The organism is Okeania sp. SIO3B5 (assembly GCF_010692555.1).
Taxonomy (GTDB): Bacteria; Cyanobacteriota; Cyanobacteriia; order Cyanobacteriales; family Microcoleaceae; genus Okeania.
This window is the reverse complement of sequence record NZ_JAAHHG010000030.1, coordinates 1-20,320: the sequence shown is the minus strand read 5'-3', so window position 1 is coordinate 20,320 and position 20,320 is coordinate 1. Positions and strand designations below refer to the sequence as shown.

Annotated in this window: 20 protein-coding genes and 2 pseudogenes; 11 read left to right on the top strand and 11 right to left on the bottom strand. The window is 34.5% G+C overall.

Translation table 11 applies throughout. From position 1 onward, the window contains the following. Positions 1–274: 274 nt before the first annotated feature. From F6K54_RS06890 to F6K54_RS06880, 3 genes and pseudogenes are all read right to left on the bottom strand, one after another. Positions 275–412, bottom strand: a complete 138-nt coding sequence (locus F6K54_RS06890; RefSeq protein ID WP_293075929.1) for a hypothetical protein — start codon at positions 410–412, stop codon at positions 275–277. Positions 413–528: 116 nt separating this feature from the next. Then, positions 529–867, bottom strand: a complete 339-nt coding sequence (locus F6K54_RS06885; RefSeq protein ID WP_293075927.1) for a XisI protein — start codon at positions 865–867, stop codon at positions 529–531. Then, positions 855–956, bottom strand: a pseudogene (locus F6K54_RS06880) (fatty-acid oxidation protein subunit alpha); the annotation flags it as partial. The gene F6K54_RS06885 and the pseudogene F6K54_RS06880, both read right to left, overlap by 13 nt. A 377-nt stretch (positions 957–1,333) precedes the next feature. On the opposite strand from F6K54_RS06880, the gene recQ reads away from it, so the two are divergent. From recQ to F6K54_RS06860, 4 genes are all read left to right on the top strand, one after another. After that, positions 1,334–3,529, top strand: a complete 2,196-nt coding sequence (gene recQ / locus F6K54_RS06875) for a DNA helicase RecQ (RefSeq protein ID WP_293075925.1) — start codon at positions 1,334–1,336, stop codon at positions 3,527–3,529. A gap of 344 nt (positions 3,530–3,873) precedes the next feature. Continuing rightward, entirely contained in the window at positions 3,874–5,655 is a 1,782-nt protein-coding gene (locus tag F6K54_RS06870) for a sodium:solute symporter (protein WP_293075923.1), read from the top strand. A 1,414-nt stretch (positions 5,656–7,069) separates the two neighbouring features. After that, positions 7,070–7,573, top strand: coding sequence for a DUF4149 domain-containing protein (locus tag F6K54_RS06865; protein ID WP_293075921.1), 504 nt, complete (start codon positions 7,070–7,072; stop codon positions 7,571–7,573). Positions 7,574–7,934: 361 nt separating this feature from the next. Next, the gene (locus F6K54_RS06860) at positions 7,935–8,531 is read left to right on the top strand and encodes a hypothetical protein (RefSeq protein ID WP_293075919.1); all 597 of its coding nucleotides are present in this window, start codon (positions 7,935–7,937) and stop codon (positions 8,529–8,531) included. A gap of 452 nt (positions 8,532–8,983) precedes the next feature. Here F6K54_RS06860 and F6K54_RS06855 read toward each other — a convergent pair whose 3' ends face one another. Continuing rightward, positions 8,984–9,547, bottom strand: coding sequence for a Uma2 family endonuclease (locus tag F6K54_RS06855; protein WP_293075917.1), 564 nt, complete (start codon positions 9,545–9,547; stop codon positions 8,984–8,986). A 126-nt stretch (positions 9,548–9,673) separates the two neighbouring features. On the opposite strand from F6K54_RS06855, the gene F6K54_RS06850 reads away from it, so the two are divergent. Beyond that, on the top strand, positions 9,674–10,321 hold the full coding sequence (locus F6K54_RS06850; protein WP_293075915.1) for a PEP-CTERM sorting domain-containing protein: 648 nt from the start codon (positions 9,674–9,676) through the stop codon (positions 10,319–10,321). A 154-nt stretch (positions 10,322–10,475) separates the two neighbouring features. Here F6K54_RS06850 and F6K54_RS06845 read toward each other — a convergent pair whose 3' ends face one another. From F6K54_RS06845 to F6K54_RS06835, 3 genes are all read right to left on the bottom strand, one after another. Continuing rightward, positions 10,476–10,775, bottom strand: coding sequence for a TMEM165/GDT1 family protein (locus F6K54_RS06845; protein WP_293075913.1), 300 nt, complete (start codon positions 10,773–10,775; stop codon positions 10,476–10,478). Positions 10,776–11,243: 468 nt separating this feature from the next. Then, positions 11,244–11,699, bottom strand: a complete 456-nt coding sequence (locus F6K54_RS06840; protein WP_293075911.1) for a TMEM165/GDT1 family protein — start codon at positions 11,697–11,699, stop codon at positions 11,244–11,246. A 124-nt stretch (positions 11,700–11,823) separates the two neighbouring features. Then, on the bottom strand, positions 11,824–12,183 hold the full coding sequence (locus tag F6K54_RS06835) for a YkgJ family cysteine cluster protein (protein WP_293075909.1): 360 nt from the start codon (positions 12,181–12,183) through the stop codon (positions 11,824–11,826). Between the two features lie 159 nt (positions 12,184–12,342). Between F6K54_RS06835 and psb30 the strand changes: the two genes are divergently transcribed. Next, positions 12,343–12,474 carry a photosystem II reaction center protein Ycf12/Psb30 gene (gene psb30, locus F6K54_RS06830; RefSeq protein WP_124144053.1) on the top strand — a complete coding sequence of 44 codons (132 nt, stop codon included), beginning with the start codon at positions 12,343–12,345 and terminating at the stop codon, positions 12,472–12,474. 256 nt (positions 12,475–12,730) lie between these two features. Here psb30 and rppA read toward each other — a convergent pair whose 3' ends face one another. The 3 genes from rppA to F6K54_RS06815 all read right to left on the bottom strand — a co-directional run bounded on the left by rppA (position 12,731) and on the right by F6K54_RS06815 (position 15,079). Then, a complete protein-coding gene (gene rppA / locus F6K54_RS06825) occupies positions 12,731–13,429 on the bottom strand; it encodes a two-component system response regulator RppA (protein WP_293075903.1) in 699 nt (232 codons plus the stop codon). Between the two features lie 446 nt (positions 13,430–13,875). Next, the gene (locus F6K54_RS06820; protein WP_293075901.1) at positions 13,876–14,529 is read right to left on the bottom strand and encodes a glutathione S-transferase family protein; all 654 of its coding nucleotides are present in this window, start codon (positions 14,527–14,529) and stop codon (positions 13,876–13,878) included. Positions 14,530–14,560: 31 nt separating this feature from the next. Further along, positions 14,561–15,079, bottom strand: coding sequence for a GNAT family N-acetyltransferase (locus tag F6K54_RS06815; RefSeq protein ID WP_293075899.1), 519 nt, complete (start codon positions 15,077–15,079; stop codon positions 14,561–14,563). A gap of 100 nt (positions 15,080–15,179) precedes the next feature. Between F6K54_RS06815 and F6K54_RS06810 the strand changes: the two genes are divergently transcribed. Both F6K54_RS06810 and F6K54_RS06805 read left to right on the top strand, forming a co-directional pair. Next, entirely contained in the window at positions 15,180–17,009 is a 1,830-nt protein-coding gene (locus tag F6K54_RS06810) for an ABC transporter ATP-binding protein (RefSeq protein ID WP_293075897.1), read from the top strand. 48 nt (positions 17,010–17,057) lie between these two features. After that, the gene (locus F6K54_RS06805; protein ID WP_293075895.1) at positions 17,058–17,222 is read left to right on the top strand and encodes a hypothetical protein; all 165 of its coding nucleotides are present in this window, start codon (positions 17,058–17,060) and stop codon (positions 17,220–17,222) included. A 358-nt stretch (positions 17,223–17,580) separates the two neighbouring features. Here F6K54_RS06805 and F6K54_RS06800 read toward each other — a convergent pair. Beyond that, positions 17,581–17,751 (bottom strand): annotated as a pseudogene (locus F6K54_RS06800) (zinc ribbon domain-containing protein); the annotation flags it as partial. 682 nt (positions 17,752–18,433) lie between these two features. Here F6K54_RS06800 and petJ point away from each other — a divergent pair. The 3 genes from petJ (at position 18,434) to F6K54_RS06785 (ending at position 20,313) form a co-directional block, all read left to right on the top strand. Continuing rightward, a complete protein-coding gene (petJ, locus tag F6K54_RS06795; protein ID WP_293075893.1) occupies positions 18,434–18,781 on the top strand; it encodes a cytochrome c6 PetJ in 348 nt (115 codons plus the stop codon). A gap of 475 nt (positions 18,782–19,256) precedes the next feature. After that, a complete protein-coding gene (locus tag F6K54_RS06790; protein ID WP_293075891.1) occupies positions 19,257–20,186 on the top strand; it encodes a tetratricopeptide repeat protein in 930 nt (309 codons plus the stop codon). Continuing rightward, the gene (locus F6K54_RS06785; RefSeq protein ID WP_293075889.1) at positions 20,179–20,313 is read left to right on the top strand and encodes a hypothetical protein; all 135 of its coding nucleotides are present in this window, start codon (positions 20,179–20,181) and stop codon (positions 20,311–20,313) included. Before F6K54_RS06790 ends, F6K54_RS06785 begins: the two co-directional genes overlap by 8 nt. Positions 20,314–20,320 lie beyond the last annotated feature (7 nt).

The window sequence follows — 20,320 nt, the reverse complement described above, 5'->3', positions numbered from 1 at the left end:
GCGAGCCATATCATCTTTCGAGTCAAAAGTTATTATTAAGTTAAAAGTTAAAAGTAAGATTTGATAGGTTCAAAACTTTCAATTCAAAAGTCAAATTATAAAAAGATGAAAAAGATGGCATACTCCTCAAGAGTCATCTTAAGATGACTTAAACTATTAGCCAAGGATTGAAATCCTTGGCGAGCCATATCATCTTTCGAGTCAAAAGTCATTATTAAGTTAAAAGTTAAAAGTAAGATTTGATAGGTTCAAAACTTTCAATTCAAAAGTCAAATTATAAAAAGATGAAAAAGATGGCATACTCCTCAAGAGTCATCTTAAGATGACTTAAACTATTAGCCAAGGATTTCAATCTTTGGCGAGCCATATCATCCGCCAAGAAATAAATTTCTTGGCTCAAAGCAGAAGTCATCTAAAGATGACTAAAGATAGCTAATTTATTATGGCTAATTAATGAGATTTGATATTAGCCCTAAAGTATAGATACATAGTTCCATTTTCAGTTATTGTCAAATATGACAATGATAGTTAATTTTCGGCAAATTCTGTATATTTCCTCAAATTAGGTGGATGATAGGCCAAAACAATATCTTGTGCCGGAACTCCTTTTTCTATTAATTGGTCAGCGATCGCTTCTTCAGTCCCATCATGTTGCACCCAGATTTTTCCATCAATAATATCGACATGAATAGAACAACCATAAATTCTGGTATTGTTATTTCTCCACCCTAAATTTACCATTTGATAATGGTCTCCTTCGTGGTCAAAAACAGTTTGACTTTTGATGGGGTCATTAGGAGAACGTAACTTAGCCCTTGCTGTTAGTAATTCCTGAATTAATTGACGATATAAATCTAATTTATCCATTGAGATATCGCCTCCTTTTCAACATCATAAATAATTAAGGGAATTTGATTACGATTAATTACAGTTTGAATAAATGGATACTTGAAAAAGCATTTATATAGCGTTTATCAAATTGGTGAGATACAGTGTTATATCCCCCCTAACCCCCCTTAATAAAGAGGGAACTGCTTAAAGTAAGGTTTCAAAGTCCACCTTTTTAAGGGCAAGTCAAAGTCCCCCTTTTTAAGGGGGATTTAGGGGGATCGTAAATGTACCTCATTTTTATGAGAAATGCTATCAATCTCTAAAGGAATTGCTAAATACAATAGCAGGCATTGTAGCGTTTAACGGAAGTTAAAGGTCAAAAGTCAAAAATAAGATTTTATAGGCTCAAAACTTTGACTGATAACTGATAACTGATTTGTTGGGTTGCGCTGGTGCTTAACCCAACCTACAATAGAATAAATTTTTAAATTAATTATAGCTTATGTCGGTGCAAAACCAAACAAAACTTAATCAACCATCCTTAGAAAAACATCTAAAAAATTACTTTGGTTATGATTCATTTCGCCCTGGGCAAAAACAAATTATTGAAACAGCACTTCAACAAAAAGATATGCTAATTGTTATGCCTACTGGTGGGGGAAAATCTTTATGTTTTCAATTACCAGCATTACTCAAACCAGGCTTAACAATAGTAGTATCTCCTCTCATTTCTTTAATGCAAGACCAAGTAGCAAGTTTACAAGATAATGGTATTGCTGCGACTTTTTTAAATAGCAGTCTTGGACTGACAGAAACTCGCAAACGAGAAACAGATATTATGCAGGGCAAAATCAAACTTTTATATGTTGCTCCAGAGAGATTATTGTCAGAGAGATTTTTACCATTTTTAGAGTTAATTAATACTCAACAAGGTATCTCTACTTTTGCCATAGATGAAGCTCACTGTGTTTCAGAATGGGGTCACGATTTTCGCCCAGAATATCGACAGTTACAAATGTTACGAGAAAGTTATCCAAATGTGCCGATGATGGCTTTAACTGCTACAGCGACAAAACGAGTCCGGGGAGATATTATTGCTCAATTAAATTTACAACAACCTTATATTCATATTGCTAGTTTTTTCCGTTCAAATTTATATTATGAAGTTCGTCAAAAAACTAATGCTAAAAATACTTTTGCTGAAACATTACAGATAATTAGAAAAATTGGTGGTTCTGGAATAGTCTATTGTAATAGTCGAAAAAAAGTTGATGAAATTGCTCATAAATTGCGACAAAATCATGTATCTGCATTACCTTATCATGCAAGAATGAGTGATGAAGAAAGAACTATTAATCAAACTAAATTTATTAGAGATGATGTTGATGTCATAGTGGCAACTGTGGCTTTTGGCATGGGAATTAATAAACCAGATGTTAGGTTTGTAATTCACTACGACCTGCCCAAAAATATAGAGAGTTATTATCAAGAAACTGGTAGGTCTGGTAGAGACGGAGAACCTGCTAAATGTATTCTATTTTTTAGTTATGGGGATAAGAGAAATATAGAATATTTTATCGATCAAAAATCTGATGAGCAAGAAAAAAGAATTGCCGAACAACAGTTAAGAAGAATTATTAATTATGCTGATGCTACTGAATGTCGCCACCGAGTTTTATTAGGCTATTTTGGTGAAGATTTGCCCGAAAATTGTGGAAATTGTGATAATTGTAAATATCCTAAACCAATAGAGGATTGGACTATTGAAGCAATGAAGTTTTTGTCCTGTGTGGCGAGAACTAAAGAACGGTTTGGTATGAATCATATTATTGATGTTTTAAGAGGTTCTAAAAGTCAGAAAGTTTTAGATAAAAAACATGACAAACTTTCTACTTATGCTATTGGTAAAGATAGAAGTGCTGATGAATGGAAACATTTAGCAAAATCTCTCTTACATCAAGGTTTAATGGAGGAAACAACTGATGGTTATTCGGTGTTGAAACTTAATCAAAATAGTTGGGATGTAATGGGGCGAAGAAAAAAGGTAGAAGTTGCTATAGAAAAGAAACATAAAATTGAAAAAACTACTACTTCTTTAGCCGCAGATGAACAACGATTATTTGAAGAATTGCGGGCGTTGCGGAAACGAATTGCTGATGAAGAAAATGTGCCTCCTTATGTAGTTTTTCAAGATACAACATTACAACAAATGGCACAGAAACGACCTCAAACTTTAGATGAATTTATGGATATTTCTGGAGTAGGTAGTCGCAAACAAGATAAGTATGGCAAAAAGTTTATTCAAGCTATTAGAAATTATTGTGCAGAGTCTGGTTTACCTACTAATTCAGAACCAATTAGAGAGTTAGCAAAAGTTGTAGATAATGTTCCTTCTTTTACTCAAATAGAAACATTAGAATTGCATAAACAAGGATTAAGTATTGATGCTATTGCTAATCAAAGAGGAATTAGTTCTGGCACTGTTACTGGTCATTTAGCGGAATTAATAGAAAAGGAGCAACCAGTAGATATTGATAAATTAGTAACACCCGAACATCAGGAAAAAATTATTGCTGCAATAGAAGAAATAGGAGATGGAGCATTAAAACCTATTTATGAATATTTACAAGAACGTTATAATTATAATGAAATTAAATTAGTTAGAGCATATTGGCGGAGCGATCGCCTAGATTTTTAGTAATTAGGGTTTGCTGAATACGAAATATCTTATGCCTTTAAACCCTACTCCCTACTCCAAAATAAATGTAGTAAAACTTTTGATAAATGGTATAACATAATTGATGATAATGTAAGAATTTTCTACGGAATGCTGCGCAAACAGCTATTAGCTGTCAGCTATCAGCAACAATAGTATCTCCTTAAAGATAGTGTTTAAATTAACAACTGAGTTTAAAGGCAAGGGAGGCAACTTTTGCAGTAAGACAACTAATAAAGCTTTTATCCTAAACTAAAAGCAATAGCTGATAGCTGATGGCTGACGGCTGAATGCTTACATGATAATTGATGTAGAGATTAATTTTTATGGAAATAATTGATTATATAATTGTAATAATTTACTTAGTATTTATTCTAGTTTTTGGTTTTTTTCTACAAAGAAAAGCTTCTGCAGGAATAGAGTCTTACTTTCTCGGAAATCGGAATTTACCTTGGTGGGTTTTGGGTGCTTCTGGTATGGCTTCTAATACTGATCTTGCCGGTACTATGATATTAACTGCTTTAGTTTATGCTTTGGGAACTAAGGGATTTTTTATTGAAATTAGGGGTGGAATAGTATTATATTTAGGGTGTTTAATGACATTTATTGGAAAGTGGAATCGTCGCGCTCAAGTAATGACTGTTGCTGAATGGATGCAGTTACGTTTTGGTACAGATCGAGAAGGAAATATTGCCAGAATTATTAGTGCAGTTGCTAATATTATTTTTGCTATTGCTTCTATTAGTTATTTTGCTGTTGGAGGTGGGAAATTTTTAGGAGATTTTTTTGGTATTGATGATGGAATTGCTGGAGTTTTACTGATTTTATTGGCTTTAATTTATACTGCTGTTAGTGGTTTTTATGGAGTAGTTTTGACAGATATTTTTCAAGGAATATTGATTTTTGTAGCAATTTTATATATCTGTTTTATAGCTTTTCAAACTGTAAATTTACCAGAAACTTTTTCAATTTCTATTCCTGGTACGGAACAATTACAGCAATGGAATTTGGCAGAATGGAGTAGTATTACTCCACCAATAACTATTGATTTGCCAGGGGATTATAGTATTTTTAATTTGTTTGGTGGAGTAATGTTATTTTATACTTTTAAAGTATTTCTCGAAGGTGCTGCTGGTGGGGGTGGTTATGTAGCTCAACGTTACTTTGCTGCGAAGAGCGATCGTGAGGCTGGGTTACTTTCTTTATTCTGGATTTTTTTATTATCATTTCGATGGCCTATGGTTACTGCTTTTGCAGTATTAGGAATAGATTATGGTCTGAAAAATCAGGTAATTTCTGACCCTGAATTAGTTTTACCTACTGTAATTGCTGAATATATTCCTGTAGGAATTAAAGGTTTATTAATTGCTTGTTTTATTGCAGCAGCAATGTCAACTTTTGATTCTATTATTAATTCTAGTGCTGCATATTGGGTTAAGGATATTTATCAAGCTTACCTTCAACCTGAAGCTTCTAATCAAAAATTACTTACCCAAGGTCGTTTAGCGTCTATTGTTATTGTTGGTTTAGGGTTAATTTTTAGTTTTAATATTACGAATATTAATGATATCTGGGGATGGCTAACTTTAGGCTTAGGAACTGGGTTGTTTATTCCTTTAGTATTGAGATGGTATTGGTGGAGATTTAATGGTTATGGGTTTGCCATTGGTACTGGAGCGGGTTTAGTTGCTGCTATTTTGACAAAAGGGGTAATTTTACCTGTGGTAAATAATTCTCAAATTCAGGAATATATTTTATTTTTAGTGCCAAGTATTTGTTCTTTTTTAGGATGTATTTTGGGGACATTTTTAACTCCAGCAACTAACTTAGAAACGATTAATAATTTTTATCGAGTGACCAGACCTTTTGGTTTTTGGGGAGTAGTGAGGAAAAATTTACCAACTAATATTCAGGCAAAAATTCAGGCAGAAAATCGACGAGATGTTGTGGCAGTTTTGATTGCTGTTCCTTGGCAGTTGGTTTTATTTTTGATGGGAATTATGTTGATGATGAAGCAGTGGGATAATTTTGGTATTTTATTATTAATATTTATTTTATTGTCGATTGGATTGTATTTTACTTGGTTTAAGTATTTAGATAAAATATAGACTTAAGCTAAGAGGATATCTGAAAAGTTTTTTGATACCGAATTTTGCCCCCCTAGCCCCCCAACTTTGGCTATCCCTTATAAGGAACTCCTCAGATACGGGGACACGGAGACGCGGGGACGCTGGGACGCGGGGACACGGGGACACGGGGACACGGGGACACGGGGACACGGGGACACGGGGACACGGGGACACGGAGACACGGAGACGCGGAGACGCGGAGACGCGGAGACGCGGAGACGCGGAGACACGGGGACACGGAGACACGGGGACACGGAGACGCGGAGACGCGGAGACGCGGAGACACGGGGACACGGAGACACGGGGACACGGAGACGCGGAGACGCGGAGACGCGGAGACACGGAGACACGGGGACACGGAGACGCGGAGACGCGGAGACGCGGAGACACGGGGACGCGGAGACACGGAGACACGGGGACACGGAGACGCGGAGACGCGGAGACGCGGAGACACGGGGACACGGAGAGCAGGGGAGAAGGGAGAAATAGTCATAGCGTCTAAGTAAAACTATTTAATTAATCAAAATTAATTTACTTTTAAATACATTTTATCTCTAGAAAAAGGCTTTTAAAATCTTGAACATAATTTGTCTATAATGTCTACGTTTTATGTTAAGAAAGATGTTTATAAAGCATAGCAACTTTGGGGCTAATAAGAGTCAATTTGCTTCTAAAAGTCCCCCAAGATTGGGGGATTTAGGGGGCTTGGGTAAGGTCAAAATAATTGAGAAATTGAGACATAATAAAAATTACTGTTAAAGTCTTCTTTCTAAACCTTAGAAGTAATGAATAATTACTAATAGCTGTTAACGTAGTTCCTCTAAAAGTCCCCCAAAATTGGGGGATTTAGGGGGCTTGGGAATTGAGAAATTGAGACATAATAAAAATTACTGTTAAAGCCTTCTTTCTAAACCTTAGAAGTAATAAATAATTACTAATAGCTGTTAACGTAGTTCCTCCGGAGGAGGCTAGCTGAATGCTAATAGCTGTTTGCGCAGCATTCCGTAGGAAATGCTTACATTAGGTCAGTATAGAAATGTTTTAACTTTTATATAGCAATCAGGAATCAGTCGTGAGAATTGAGATGTTCCTTAAAAGTATAGAATATAGCAATTAAAGTATAGAATATAGCAATTATTATATTCATATGATACGTTTTTTTCTTCTTCTCTATTCCCTATTCCCTATTCCCTATTCCCTAAAAGTTTTCAATATCTCACAACTCAAATCATATTGCTATATGCTTAGAATCAAAATTTGCCATAACTGAAGATTATTAGCTCAAATTTGTATTTCCTTATCAAATTGTAAAAATACTTAATACTAATTGAGGCAAATTTTAGTTAAACTGTAAGGTAACTCACCAGATATAAATCTAAATAGGTAAAAATATATGGCAACTATTTCTCCAAATCTGGAATCTAATCAAAAACGTTGGCAAACAATAGTTTGTTTAACTTTAGGTTTCTGGTTAAGCGCCTGCATAATTTTAGATGGGGTAATTATGCCTAGTATGTATGCTTCTGGCATGATGAATACATCAGATTTTACAGCAGCAGGCTCAATAATGTTTTCCTTATTTAATCGAGTTGAACTAATTTGTGCAAGCTTGGGTTTAACAGGTTTATTAGTATTAAGTGCTACGCCAAATAATTTAATTAAAAATACTAAAACAGCAATTATTTTTTCTATAGCATTGTTGGCGATCGCTCTAATTGATACTTATGGTTTAACACCTCAAATGAGTGCTTTGGGTATAAATCTAAATCTGTTTGAGTCAGTGAAAGAACTTCCTGTTACCATGAATCAAATGCACGGCGGTTACTGGTTATTAGAAGTAATTAAATTAGTTGTTGGCGGTACTTTACTCGGTTGGTGTTATCAACAAAAAAACTAATAAGTTGTAGGTGAAAAAAGTAAGATGGGTGAATTTTGGTTGAGATAAGAGGTTGTCTGAGAAGTCCCATTTGCTACATCCAAGCCCCCGCGCATCCCCCAAAATTGGGGGACTTTTAGAAGCAAATTGACTATTGTCCCCCCCAAATTTGGCTTGATCGGGGGGCAAAATTCAGTATCAAAAAACTTTTCAGATATCCTCTAAAATTAATCTTAATTAAGTTAATATTTGCCCACCCTACACTCTTAAAAGACAACATATATTTTTATTGCTTCCTATTCCCTAAAATCTAGAACTTTACTTATAACAGAGGTACTGATAACTGACTAACTGATAACTGAAATAACCTCTAAAGAAACTCATGCCTTACAGTAAATTTACCTTAGAGGAAGTTCTCACTAATTTTAATCTTCAACTGGTCGAAAATTTTGGTAAATTTAATAAATTACCAGATGTTATTCCCAGTAAATTTCTTCAAGAAGCTTTAGAATATTATCTACCATTAGCAGTGGCGATCGCTTCAGAAAAAGCTCGTTCAGAATTTATTATTGCTCCAGTATTAGCAGAAGTAAAAAAAATATCTAATAATCAAATAGGCTTATTTTCTGGCATCGAATTTAATGTTAACCCAGAGCTAGGATTAAATGGTTTTTGTGATTTTATTATTAGTCGTTCCACATTACAAACGATAATTCAAGCACCAATAGTTACTCTTGTAGAGGCTAAGAATGATAATATTAAATCTGGCTTTGGTCAATGTATTGCCGAAATGGTTGCTGCCCAGATTTTTAATCAAAATAAAGGCAATGAAGTTAGCAAAATTTATGGAGCTATTACCACGGGAACAGCTTGGCAATTTCTAGAGTTAGAAGCTCAAACAATAATCATAGATTTAGAAGAATATTCTATCAAAAACTTACCGAAGATTTTGGGAATATTAACCAGTTTTGTTAGTTAGTAAGAGGTAGAGGGAGTAGGGTTCAACAATTAATAATTAATAATTAATAATTACCTCTCCTTGAAAACGGATAGGATTGACGAACATGAAAAGTTTTCTTTATTATCCCCTTACAAGGGGAGACTTTCAACCACAACTTTTCGGGAAATAATTAATAATTTATGTACGATAATTGATTTTATTCTTTATTATTAGAAATGTCTAAAGTAGATTCCAAGTATATTGAGCTACAAATATTAATATTCAAATCTCCGTAGTGCGAGCATCTTGCTCGCTAGTAGCATACTCAGACAAAACAATATTTTTCCTTCTTCCTGCTTCCTTCTTCCTTACTTTTGACTTGTTACTTATTCTTCACTTTTGACTTTTGACTTTTGACTTGTTACTTATTCTTCACTTTTGACTTTTGACTTTTGACTTTTGACTTCTAAATTCCTTCTTCCTTCATAAATCTAATATAACCAAGCAAATAAATCTGCAACAGATAATTGCCAATCTGTTAATAAATTGAGGATAGGTAAATTATCAGAATCATATCTAACTTCTGGTTGCTGGTTAGGTTGAAAAATCACTACAGATTCATCTTCAGAATCTATTAACCAACCAAGCTGAGTGCCATTATTTAGACAGAAAATAATTTTATTAATTAATTGATTAGAACTTTGGTCTGGCGAGAGAATTTCTATTATCCAATCTGGTGCTATTTCAAATCTATTCTCGATTCTACCATTGGGTTTTCTCGGAATACGTTGCCATGGAAAAACTGAAACATCTGGAACTATGGAACATCCGTTAAAAGTACATCTTAATTCTGGCAATGCCATTGCTAACTTTTGTGGTTCACCTGCTTGACTAATAGCTGATGAGAGACAAACTTGAATTGCGCTATGCTCTCCTTGTGCCATTGGTTTTTGATAAATTTTATTGTTAATATATTCGCTTTCTGGTTTTGTTTCTGGCAATTGTAAAAATTCTTCGAGAGTAATTTGTTTTGGTGAATTAGTAGAGATTAACATAATTATTTTACCTCAATGGGGATTTTTTCTTGATTCCATTCATTATATCTATCAAAAGTTTATGGTAAAATTTTAAAATTGAGCCAGACAAAGTATTACTTTTCTTATTGAGGAGATTTTAAAGATATGTTCATAAAAAATCATTCATCCATACCGTTTCTCGCTATTTTGACAACCCTGACTTTATGGGTTCCCAAAGAAGCGGTTGCTATTTCTATCAAAGCTACTGCTACTGGTTCTTCTAACCCAACTCCTATTGTTGGAGGAGATCTACAGAATGGAGACTTTCTGATCCGAAATTCTATCCCTGGTCAGCCTACAGGTGATGGAGATGATGAAAGAACAGACTGGTTATTTGATTTCTCAAGTGACAGTAATCTAGAGTTTTTTCCAACTTCTAGCCCTCTAGAATCAGCTCTTCTAACTTTGACTATCTCTCCTGGTATTACTGCATTTACAACAGATTTTACTGGAATTTCTCTTACACAATTTGTTAATATATCTGACATTCCTGGTATCCCCGAAGTGGGAACTACAGGTACAGTTTCTATAGATTTGCTAGACTTTGGTTTTACCTCCGAAGATATTATCAATTCATTAGATCCTGTTACTGATACAATTCGTTGGTTGTACTTTGATGATGCAGTTGTTTCTTATGCAGAACTAGAGTTGAAAGCAGAAACAGAATCAGTTCCCGAACCAACAAGCACATTGGGAATGTTCGGTTTAGGAGCTATGGCTTTATTTGGTTATAAGCGTCAACGTTGCAGTTAATTATATCAAATCCGTTGGCTTCCAAATAATATAATCCCCGGATATTCATACAATGTGTAGGGGGAAATGGCCATTCGCCCCTACAGAGTTTTAGTTGTGAGGATAGGGTTGATAAATAGACAATTTCAAATATTAGTTAAAGCAATATTTAAACTTAACTATTTTCAGATTCTTCCGCTTCCTCTTCACCAGAGAATAAAAGACGAAAACCCATAATTGCAAATCCAATTGCAGCAGTAACCTTTACTATATTTGTTGGTAAAATTTCTGCTACTCCTTGCCCTACTAAAACCCCTAAAAAGCTAGTTAATAATAGAGCAGTTGCCGTACCAAAAAACACTGCCTGGGGAAATTTTGAAGATCCACCAAGAGCGATCGCTGCTAATTGACTTTTATCTCCTAATTCGGATAAAAAAACTGCGATAAAACTTAAACCTAAAAGTTGCCAATCCATAGTTAGTTAATAAGTGAGAAGTAAGAAGTAAGAAGTAAGAAGGAAGAATTCATTAATTGATAATTGATAATGGATAATTGATAATTACCTCTGGTTAAAACCGCTCTTGATTGAATATAAGGAAATATTCTTTCTTTTTTTTCCCCTTAAAAGGGGAGGCTTTAAACCATAATTATGTAATTATGTAATTATGTAATTATGTAATTATTAATTATTAATTATTCGGTAAGAAGGAAGAAAAAATAAAGAAGGAGGAAATAGGGAGTAGGAAGAAGAATATTTATATAAAGTCAAGCTTTTATTAAGAAAGAAGTCAGAATTTAATTTTATAAGTAGGATATAGATATCCCTTTTTTCTGATGAAGGAGAATAATTTACTTTAAGACTTCTGAGTTTTATATTCTTAATTTTTTCTCCTGTAAGTCGCCAATTAGACAGCCCCCTAACTGACTCCTGATTTCTGATTTTTTAACCAGGCAAATATTCATAAAATACCTCTACTACTAAAGTTAAAGATATTAGTAATAAAATAATTCCTGCTGCTCTTTCCACAGTTTTAGGAGAAAGGCGACTGGCTAACCATTGACCCAACAAAACCCCTAACAAACTTGTAGTTACTAATGCGCTACCTGCACCTAAAAATACTATCCAAGGAGATTGAGATTCGGCAGTCATTAACAGAGTAGTAAGCTGAGTTTTATCACCAATTTCTGCTAAAAATATTGTAACAAAAGTTGAAGCAAATACTGCCCATGCTCCTGTTTTTTGTACCTTTGTTTCTTGTGGTTCTGATTGAAAATTAGTAGGGGGTAAAATTTCACCTTTTTCTGAACTAACTTGCAAAGGTAAGTTCTGAGAAACTTCTTTTTGTTCTAAATCTATTTGGGTTTTATCTGTATTTTCTCTGGTCTGGAAAAATTTCACTGGCAACTATAATAAATTACTGAATATATGTAGATTTTTTCAATCTGGTTTATTGTTTCAGATAATCACTTTGAATGTCAAATACTTACCGAAGAATTAATTATTAATTATTAATTGTTAATTATTAATTATTGAAAATACCCACCGCATGATTAAAGCGCAACATTTCTAGACTACGATCGCCGTACATATCTCCAATATGCTGCTGACAACAGTCAATGGCAAATTCATTGAGTTCTTCTGGTTCAATACCGTACAATTCTCTAAAGGTATCTGGTTGGACTCGACAAAAACGGGGCCTCTCAGTGTAAATACGACATTCTCGCTTTAAACTATCGTAATTAATACACCATCCATCAGCCCCTACTAAACTCATATAATGCTTTAGCTCTTCTGTAGATAAATATTCTTCTAATTCTGGGCGCTCTGTTGGGTCTAAGTAACAACAAGCACCACAATTTTTTACACAACGCCAACTAGCCATTTTTTTTTAGCCAATAGTTATCGATTAACGGCCTTTTGATTGTAGCAAACTAAATTATTGAGTTTTGTAAAGTACCTTAAATTAAAGTAGCAATAGCTTGGTAGAATAAAAGACGGTTTTTCAGCTCAGTATATATTTGATTTATTTTTTAGGGGAAATATGGGGTTTTTAACTGATTTGTTCAGCAACATTAACTTTGAAACTATTGCCCAGTTAACAATGTTGGCCATGGTTGTCATTGCTGGCCCTGTAGTTATTGTGCTACTGGCACTTCGGGGCGGCGATTTGTAATACTGTTTCATGGAAGTCAGAAGTCAATTGTTTGGGGTTATTAAGACACGGAGTGGCCTGTCGAAGACTATCCATAAGCAATTAGACCTTCTGCCTTCTTCAACAATTATTCGATGATCGGCGATCGCAATTACCGAAAAATTCAGGTATAAAGCCTCTCCATTCATGGAGAAAAAAGAAAAAAAATCCTTTTATCCAATCCTCTTAAGTTTATAAGAAGAGGTAATTCTAAATTCTAAATTCTAAATTCTAAATTCTAAATTCTAAATTCTTGAATTTCTCCAAATCGATAACCTTTTCGATAAACAGTATAAATAAGTGGCAACTCTCCATTTACTTCTATTTTTCGTCGCAATAAACGCACTTGTGCTGCTAAAACGTTACTGCTTGGTTTTTCTCCTTCTCCCCACAAATATTCATAGATTTGCTGATGAGTTAGAAGTTGACCGGGGTGGGTCATAAAATATGCCAGTAATTTACATTCTTTTTCTGATAAATTAATTATCTGTCCACTACGATAAGCCACTTGATTTTCTATATCTAGCTCTAAATCTGCTACTTGTAGATGTTTCTCAGTTGTGCTTGTTTCCATATTTTGGGGACGACGTAATAATGCCCGAACTCTTGCTAATAACTCTCGCAACTCAAAAGGTTTAACTAAATAATCATCTGCTCCAGCATCTAATCCAGTAACGCGATCGTCTACCGTATCTTTGGCAGTAAGAAATAAAACTGGTGTATAGTCCTGGCGCGATCGTAACTCCTGACAAATTTCCAATCCTGTTTTGTGAGGTAACATCCAATCTAAAATCAGCAAATCATAGTTACCCTGACTTGCCATCTGACTACCAATTTTTCCATTATCAGCAACATCAACACTATACCCCTCTCGATTCAAAGCACGACTTAGAGGAGAAGTTAGCTCCGGTTCATCATCCACTAAAAGAATTTGCATTTTGCATTTGATGAATTTAAGGTTCGTTATACCGTTTTACAGAAGTTATAAGTCAAAAGTCAAAAGTCAAAAGTCAAAAGTAAGATTTTATAGTGCTACGCCCTAGGGAATAGGGAATAGCAAACTGTAAAAGGGTTTTAGCATTGAAAAATGTCCTAACCAATTCTTGTAGTGCTATAGCTAAGATCAAGACTTTGATGCTACACTAATTTCAGGAAATTATTTAACATTTAAAGTTTGAAACTATTTGTGACCAAAAAATAAGGTCTCAAGCCTCCCCTTGGCTGCGCCACGAACTACGGCTCTACAAGGGGATGAAAAAAAATAAAGTTCAATATTTCAAGCCTCTGCCTGAAGTCAGAGGTACTGTTAGCGTAGCTCCTCCGGAGGAGGCTAACTGATAGCTGATAACTGAAATGACATCTTTAAAAGTGAATTGGTATCAGTTAAAATTTTGAATCAAAAATAGTTTCTGATTCAACCTCTGCTGCTGCTAACCATTCTTGCATATCAGCTAATGCCCAAACTGCTTCAGCATAAGCTTGTGCTACTGGTTCGAGTTTCACATGATAAGTGGCAAAACGAGAGACTACCGGAGCATACATAGCATCAGCAATTGTAAACTTACCAAACAGCATATCACCTTCTGCTCCAAATTTTTCGCGACACTCTCGCCACATTCTGCCGATCCTCTCAATTTCAGGTCTCACCTCTGGAATTATGCCTACCTCTGGATAACGACCTCGACAATCCATTGGCATATATTGGCGTAAATTTGGGAATCCTGCGTGCATCTCGGTACTAATTGCCCGTGCTACTGCTCGTGCTTCGCAATCTTCAGGCCACAAAGAATTTGCAAATTTATCCGCTACATATTCACAAATTGCTAGAGATTCCCATACCTTAATATCCCCGTCTAACAAAACTGGTATCAGACCAGTGGGAGAATATTTTAAAATTTCTTGGTGGGTAATATGTGTATCTAGAGGAATTTTAATTTCAGTAAATTTTACTCCTGCTTGTTTCATAGCTAACCACGCTCGTAATGACCAAGAAGAATAATTTTTGTTACCGATAACTAGAGTCAATTTACTCATCATTTTTTCAATATTTTATAAGTACAACATACAACTAACTATTAGGCTGATATTCTTTGCTTAAGATAGTATAGTATACCACGTTAGTCTGATAATAATTACCCTGTTTTTCGTATTTCATTCCTAATTTTTCCATTACTCGTCGGGAGGCAATATTTTCAGGTTGAGCAACTGCTACAATTTTTTCTAACTTTAACTCTTCAAATCCATATCTTAAACTTGCTTTTGCTGCTTCTGTTGCTAATCCTCGATACCAATATGCAGAATTTAATAAATAACCAAGCTCAATTTCTGGAGTATTGTCTAGAAAACAAAGCCCACAACGACCAATCATTTTATTATCTCTTTTATACACTACAGCCCACATTCCAAAATTATTTTTTTTCCAACTCTTGATCATACTGAATATCTTTGCGTCTGTTTCTGCCCTAGTTAGGATGCCTTTTCCCACATACTTCATTATCTGTGGATTATGATACATATTGTATAATTCATCCAAATCATTAAGGATAAACTGTCTTAATTTTAATCTTTCTGTTTCAATTTCAACCATGATAATTAGAATGATTTATGAACAATTAATTGTGCATATTTAGCTGATATGCTACCTTATAAAAACATCAGACTACCTATAGTTTAACTAAAAAACATCTATGAGAAGCATCTCACCGAAAAACAATAGAAACAAAGAGAGAAATAATAATAAAACAGACTGGCAACTAATTAAAAAAATGATCGGCTATGGTCTAGGTCACAAAAAATTAGTATTTGCCTCACTCATATTATTGTTACCATTATCAATTTCCAGCGCAATTCAACCACTATTAATCGGACAAGCAATTTCTATAATTTTGGGAGAAAAAACCTGGTCATTTCTCCAACAAATATCATTATCTCAAGGATTGAATATTTTAGGAGCTATGTTAATTTCGACTATTATTATACGACTAATATTTCAATCTTTACAAGGTTTCTTAGTACAAAAAGTTGGACAAAAAATTACTGCTGATATTAGAAATGACTTATTTAAACACGTTCTTTCTTTAGGAGTTAGATTTTTTGATAGTACCCCTGTGGGAAAATTAATCACTCGTCTTACCAGTGATGTTGAAGCTTTAGGAGATGTATTTTCTACAGGTGCTATTGGTATTGTGAGCGATTTATTTTCAATTTTAATAATTGCTATTACTATGTTTAGTTTGCAATGGCAACTAGGTTTAATCCTGACATTAATGATGTTACCAGTAACAGCAATTATTATCTATTTTCAGCAAAGATATCGGCAAGCTAATTATATAGCTAGAGATGAACTTTCTGGTTTAAATGCTCAATTACAAGAAAACTTAATTGGTATAGGAGTAGTACAATTATTTCGCCGAGAAAAATTTAATTCAGAATTATTTAGAACTAATAATATCGATTATGTAAAAGCACTAGATAAAACTATTTTTTATGACTCAGCTATCTCTGGTATTTTAGAATGGGTTTCTTTAGTTGCGATCGCTGTAGTATTATTCTTGGGAGGGAAATTTGTTTTAGCAGAAAATATAGATTTTGGTACTTTATCTTCCTTCATTTTATATGCTCAACGTTTATTCGATCCTCTGCGACAATTTGCTGAAAAATTTACAGCTATTCAAGCAGGTTTAACAGCAGTAGAACGTATTATTAATCTTCTCAATGAAGAAGTTGAAATTCTAGATCCAGAAGGAGAAATTAAAAAATTACCTACTCTTCAAGTTAACAATTCCAAAATTGGTGAAATTAGATTTGAAAATGTCTGGTTTGGCTACAAACCAAATGAATATGTTCTGAAAAATCTCAACTTTACTATTAAACCAGGGGAAAAAGTTGCTTTGGTTGGGCCTACTGGTGCAGGAAAGAGTTCTGTAATTCGCTTACTTTGTCGTTTATATGATGTTAATAAAGGCAGAATTTTAGTTGATGGAATTAATATTAAAGACTTACCTCAAGCAGAATTACGAAAACATATTGGGGTAATTTTACAAGATGGTTTTTTATTTGCTGGAGATGTGAAAAGCAATATTACTTTGGGAGAAGATTATTCATTAGAGGAGATTCAAGCTTCAGCAAAAAATACAAATATAGATAAATTTATTGCAGAATTACCCCAAGGATATAATACTCAATTAAGAGAAAGAGGAGCAAATCTTTCTGGTGGTCAAAAGCAGTTATTAGCATTTGCCCGTGCTGCTATTCGTAAACCAAGAATTTTAGTACTTGACGAAGCAACTGCTAGTTTAGATGTGGTAACAGAAGCTTTAATTCAATCAGCATTAGAAAAACTTTTAGCAGAAAGAACAGCTATTATTATTGCTCACCGACTTTCGACTATTAGAAATGTTAATCGGGTTTTTGTGTTGAAGCGAGGAGAGTTAATTGAGTCTGGTACTCACGAAGAATTATTACAAAAAGAAGGTCTTTATGCTGGTTTGTATAAATTACAAATGTTAGGAACTTGACCAAAAAATAAGGTCAATAGCCTGCCCTTTCAAGGCAGGATCTATTTATTGTCACGCTTAGAAAAATTGATGGGGAGATGGGGAGATAGGGAGGTGGGGGGATGGGGAGATGGAGAGATGAGGAGATGGGGAGATAGGGAGGTGGGGGGATGGGGAGATGGAGAAATTTGTATATTTGCACAATTAAATGTATTTCATATAACTGATAACTGAAATAACATACTCCCGAGGTTGCGCTTACGCGACATGACGAACGCGGGATTCTTCAGCCTGGAAATTCCGGGCTGCTGTTTCGTGTGAGGTGATGTCCTCCCCCTGTGTTGATAGCAATCCAATTTTCTGTATTAGAAGTGCTGAATTATAGTCTCTATCTGCTGTTGAAATGGAAATACTATTCAACAAAATTTATCAAGAAGTAGATTTTTCAGAAAGTGAAGAATAGCGATCGCTCTCACCTGAATCCTTACGCTACTTTTGTTCCTAAAATTAATTTTATCTATTACTTAGGGCTTGCTGATTAAATCTAAAAGCATTATGAATCTTAAGTTCTGACATTTAACAGCATTTTCTATTGATGACCACAGTTTGAACATATTTGAGAACTTGGATAAAATCTATCTGCTATGACTAATTCACTGCCGTACCATTCACATTTGTATGTAAGTTGACGTTTAAACTCATAAAAACCACAGTCTGCTATGGCACTTGCTAGTTTATGGTTTTTCAACATTCCACTGAAATTGTCATATAGAACCCCTAAGCGTATCTTTTAGCTCTCTCCAGAAAAGAGGGAGTAGGGAGTAGGGAGTAGGGAGTAGGGAGTAGAGAGAAATAATTGATGATTTATCTACAATAATTGATTTTATTTTTGATGATTGGAGATGTCTTTTGAGGATAAAGATATATGCTTAAGTTAAGTAAACTAGCGATTGCTGACGCAAAGCTCCGCTAACGCCTAAATTTTTAGAGATACCAAACAGGTTCTATATAGTTAATAAGTTAGATATAAACAGGACTTACGCAGTACCGCCACATACAGTGTATGATTTGGTCATTATTTCTGATTTAACCACTACAATTAGTGTCGTTGCGTAAGTCCTGATAAATTTAGTATATCACAGCAAATGTCTAATTGTGTCTGACTTTGTCCAATTATTTTAATACTGTTGATAGCCCCACATAGGCAGCAAAAAGAATTTTCCCTCTTGCTTCTTTTTTCTTCCTTAGTTCCTTCTACTATAAAGCACTTTAAAGTATCAGCACAAATTAACAATGTAGCATTCAAAACTATTTGATCGTGATTAATTTTAATTTTATTTTTATGTTTGACAAGCTGTCGTTTGACTTAATATAGAGGTGCAATTTACAATAAGCAACGCAAATTTAATAATTTTCTGTATTTGTGTTGAGAGAGGAGAACTAAATTGAAAAAATTACTATCAATTGTGGTATTGGCCATAACTTTTTTTGTTGTTGCTGTACAACCCCCCGCTTTAGCTGCAGACTTAGCTCATGGAAAGCAGATATTCATAGGTAATTGTAATGCTTGCCATTTGGGAGGTCGCAACACAATCATGCCAATGAAAAATCTTCAAAAAAGTTCCTTAGAAAAATACCTTAAGGACTTTAAAGCAAAAGGAGTAGATGCGATCGCCTATCAAGTAACAAATGGTAAAGCTGCTATGCCAGCTTTCAGAGGTCGTCTCAAACCTAACGACATTGCAGATGTTGCAGCTTATGTCCTAGATCAAGCTGAAGGCGGCTGGAAATAATTTAGATCAAAAATTAGCTTCATCTTGAAATAAGTCGGACTGGATTTGTTCGGTGACTATCAACCGCCGTAAAAACACATATGAAAAAAGCAGCTCCCTTTTGTCTTTGACCATGGGAAGCGAGGGTGTTGTAGTTCATGAGCGTCAGAGTAACACCTGCAAAATAAGGATATGTCATATTTGACTATATTTTTATGAACTATTGGCGAGAATAATTTTCTACTTCACAATTGAAAATTTTCTCGTCTTCATGGATTTTTCTTTAATAGTTAGTTGGGGTGAAAATTTAGAGCGAAAGAAACTGTTGAGTTTGCTCTAGATGTTCACCCCAATATTAATTTTGAAATAAATATAATAAATTTAGATAGAACTCGAATAATCAGTTGTAATAAAAACTATTGGAGGCTAATTAGCATTTGATTTTAAGGCCATAGCTTATTATCACTAATAACTATTATCAATCTTCACAGATATTATGAACAACTTTTATCGATTTCTACTAAGTATTGGCATAGTTTTTGCAGTAATATTTTTTTCATTCTCCCCGCCAATGAAAACTGCAACTGCTAGCTCAGAGAGCGGAATTTATCAAAAATTTTTCACCGAAGGTATAGCTAATACTCAAGATAAAAACTATGAAGAAGCAGTTAATAATTTCACCAAAGCAATAGAACTTAATTATAAATTTGCCAGTGCTTATAGTAATAGATGTTTAGTCTATCTTCAGTGGGAAAAGTACGAGCAAGCGATCGCTGACTGTACCCAAGCAGTAAAAATTAATCCAGATAATATTGAAGCAAATCTTAATCTAGGTTTAGCCTACTACAACATTGGTAATTACCAACAGGCTATTGCAGAATATACCAAAGTCCTTAATCATAATCATCATGATTTTCGTGCTTTATACAATCGAGGTTTAGCTAATTTTGAACTGAAAAATTATCAGAAAGCTGTAGTTGACTATAACCTAGCTTTAGCAAATACTAAGCAAGACAATAATTTTGATCAAGCAGATATCTATAACGAGCGGGGTTTAGCACATTTAATGTCAAAAAATATGCACAAGGCAATGGCAGATTTTACTTATGCTATTAATATTGATGCTAATAATTCCAGAGCTTATTTAAACCGAGGTTGTGTCTGTAGCAAGATGGGAAATATAGAAGGAGCAATGGAAGATTTTAGCAAAACCCTACAACTTAATCCCCATGAAGCTCAAGCTTATTTAAACCGAGGACTATTACACCACCACCAGGGACTTTATCAAGCAGCAATTCAAGACTGGCAAGCAGCAGCAAAATGTTTCTGCGATGGAGGGGATATGATAGCTTATCATCACACTCAAGCTCTGATTAATCAACTACAAACATGGCTTCTATCATCTAATCAAACTGCCATTGCTTGACATAACTACTGAAGTTGCCTATGGCCTCACCTTGATTATTCAACCTCCAACCTATCATGATGGGAAGATGGGGAGATGTGGAGATGGGAGATGGAGATATTTAGGGCTTGCGCTCATAAAAGTGTAATCAATAC

What these genes read in the sequence shown, in the direction of transcription:
- F6K54_RS06890 (WP_293075929.1), bottom strand. Translation starts at nt 412, where the DNA reads ATGACTTCTGCTTTGAGCCAAGAAATTTATTTCTTGGCGGATGATATG.
- F6K54_RS06815 (WP_293075899.1), bottom strand. Translation starts at nt 15,079, where the DNA reads ATGGTTGAAATTGAAACAGAAAGATTAAAATTAAGACAGTTTATCCTT.
- F6K54_RS06810 (WP_293075897.1), top strand. Translation starts at nt 15,180, where the DNA reads ATGAGAAGCATCTCACCGAAAAACAATAGAAACAAAGAGAGAAATAAT.
- psb30 (WP_124144053.1), top strand. Translation starts at nt 12,343, where the DNA reads ATGGGGTTTTTAACTGATTTGTTCAGCAACATTAACTTTGAAACTATT.
- F6K54_RS06820 (WP_293075901.1), bottom strand. Translation starts at nt 14,529, where the DNA reads ATGATGAGTAAATTGACTCTAGTTATCGGTAACAAAAATTATTCTTCT.
- F6K54_RS06845 (WP_293075913.1), bottom strand. Translation starts at nt 10,775, where the DNA reads ATGGATTGGCAACTTTTAGGTTTAAGTTTTATCGCAGTTTTTTTATCC.
- F6K54_RS06865 (WP_293075921.1), top strand. Translation starts at nt 7,070, where the DNA reads ATGGCAACTATTTCTCCAAATCTGGAATCTAATCAAAAACGTTGGCAA.
- F6K54_RS06850 (WP_293075915.1), top strand. Translation starts at nt 9,674, where the DNA reads ATGTTCATAAAAAATCATTCATCCATACCGTTTCTCGCTATTTTGACA.
- rppA (WP_293075903.1), bottom strand. Translation starts at nt 13,429, where the DNA reads ATGCAAATTCTTTTAGTGGATGATGAACCGGAGCTAACTTCTCCTCTA.
- F6K54_RS06855 (WP_293075917.1), bottom strand. Translation starts at nt 9,547, where the DNA reads ATGTTAATCTCTACTAATTCACCAAAACAAATTACTCTCGAAGAATTT.
- F6K54_RS06790 (WP_293075891.1), top strand. Translation starts at nt 19,257, where the DNA reads ATGAACAACTTTTATCGATTTCTACTAAGTATTGGCATAGTTTTTGCA.
- F6K54_RS06885 (WP_293075927.1), bottom strand. Translation starts at nt 867, where the DNA reads ATGGATAAATTAGATTTATATCGTCAATTAATTCAGGAATTACTAACA.
- F6K54_RS06835 (WP_293075909.1), bottom strand. Translation starts at nt 12,183, where the DNA reads ATGGCTAGTTGGCGTTGTGTAAAAAATTGTGGTGCTTGTTGTTACTTA.
- F6K54_RS06870 (WP_293075923.1), top strand. Translation starts at nt 3,874, where the DNA reads ATGGAAATAATTGATTATATAATTGTAATAATTTACTTAGTATTTATT.
- F6K54_RS06860 (WP_293075919.1), top strand. Translation starts at nt 7,935, where the DNA reads ATGCCTTACAGTAAATTTACCTTAGAGGAAGTTCTCACTAATTTTAAT.
- recQ (WP_293075925.1), top strand. Translation starts at nt 1,334, where the DNA reads ATGTCGGTGCAAAACCAAACAAAACTTAATCAACCATCCTTAGAAAAA.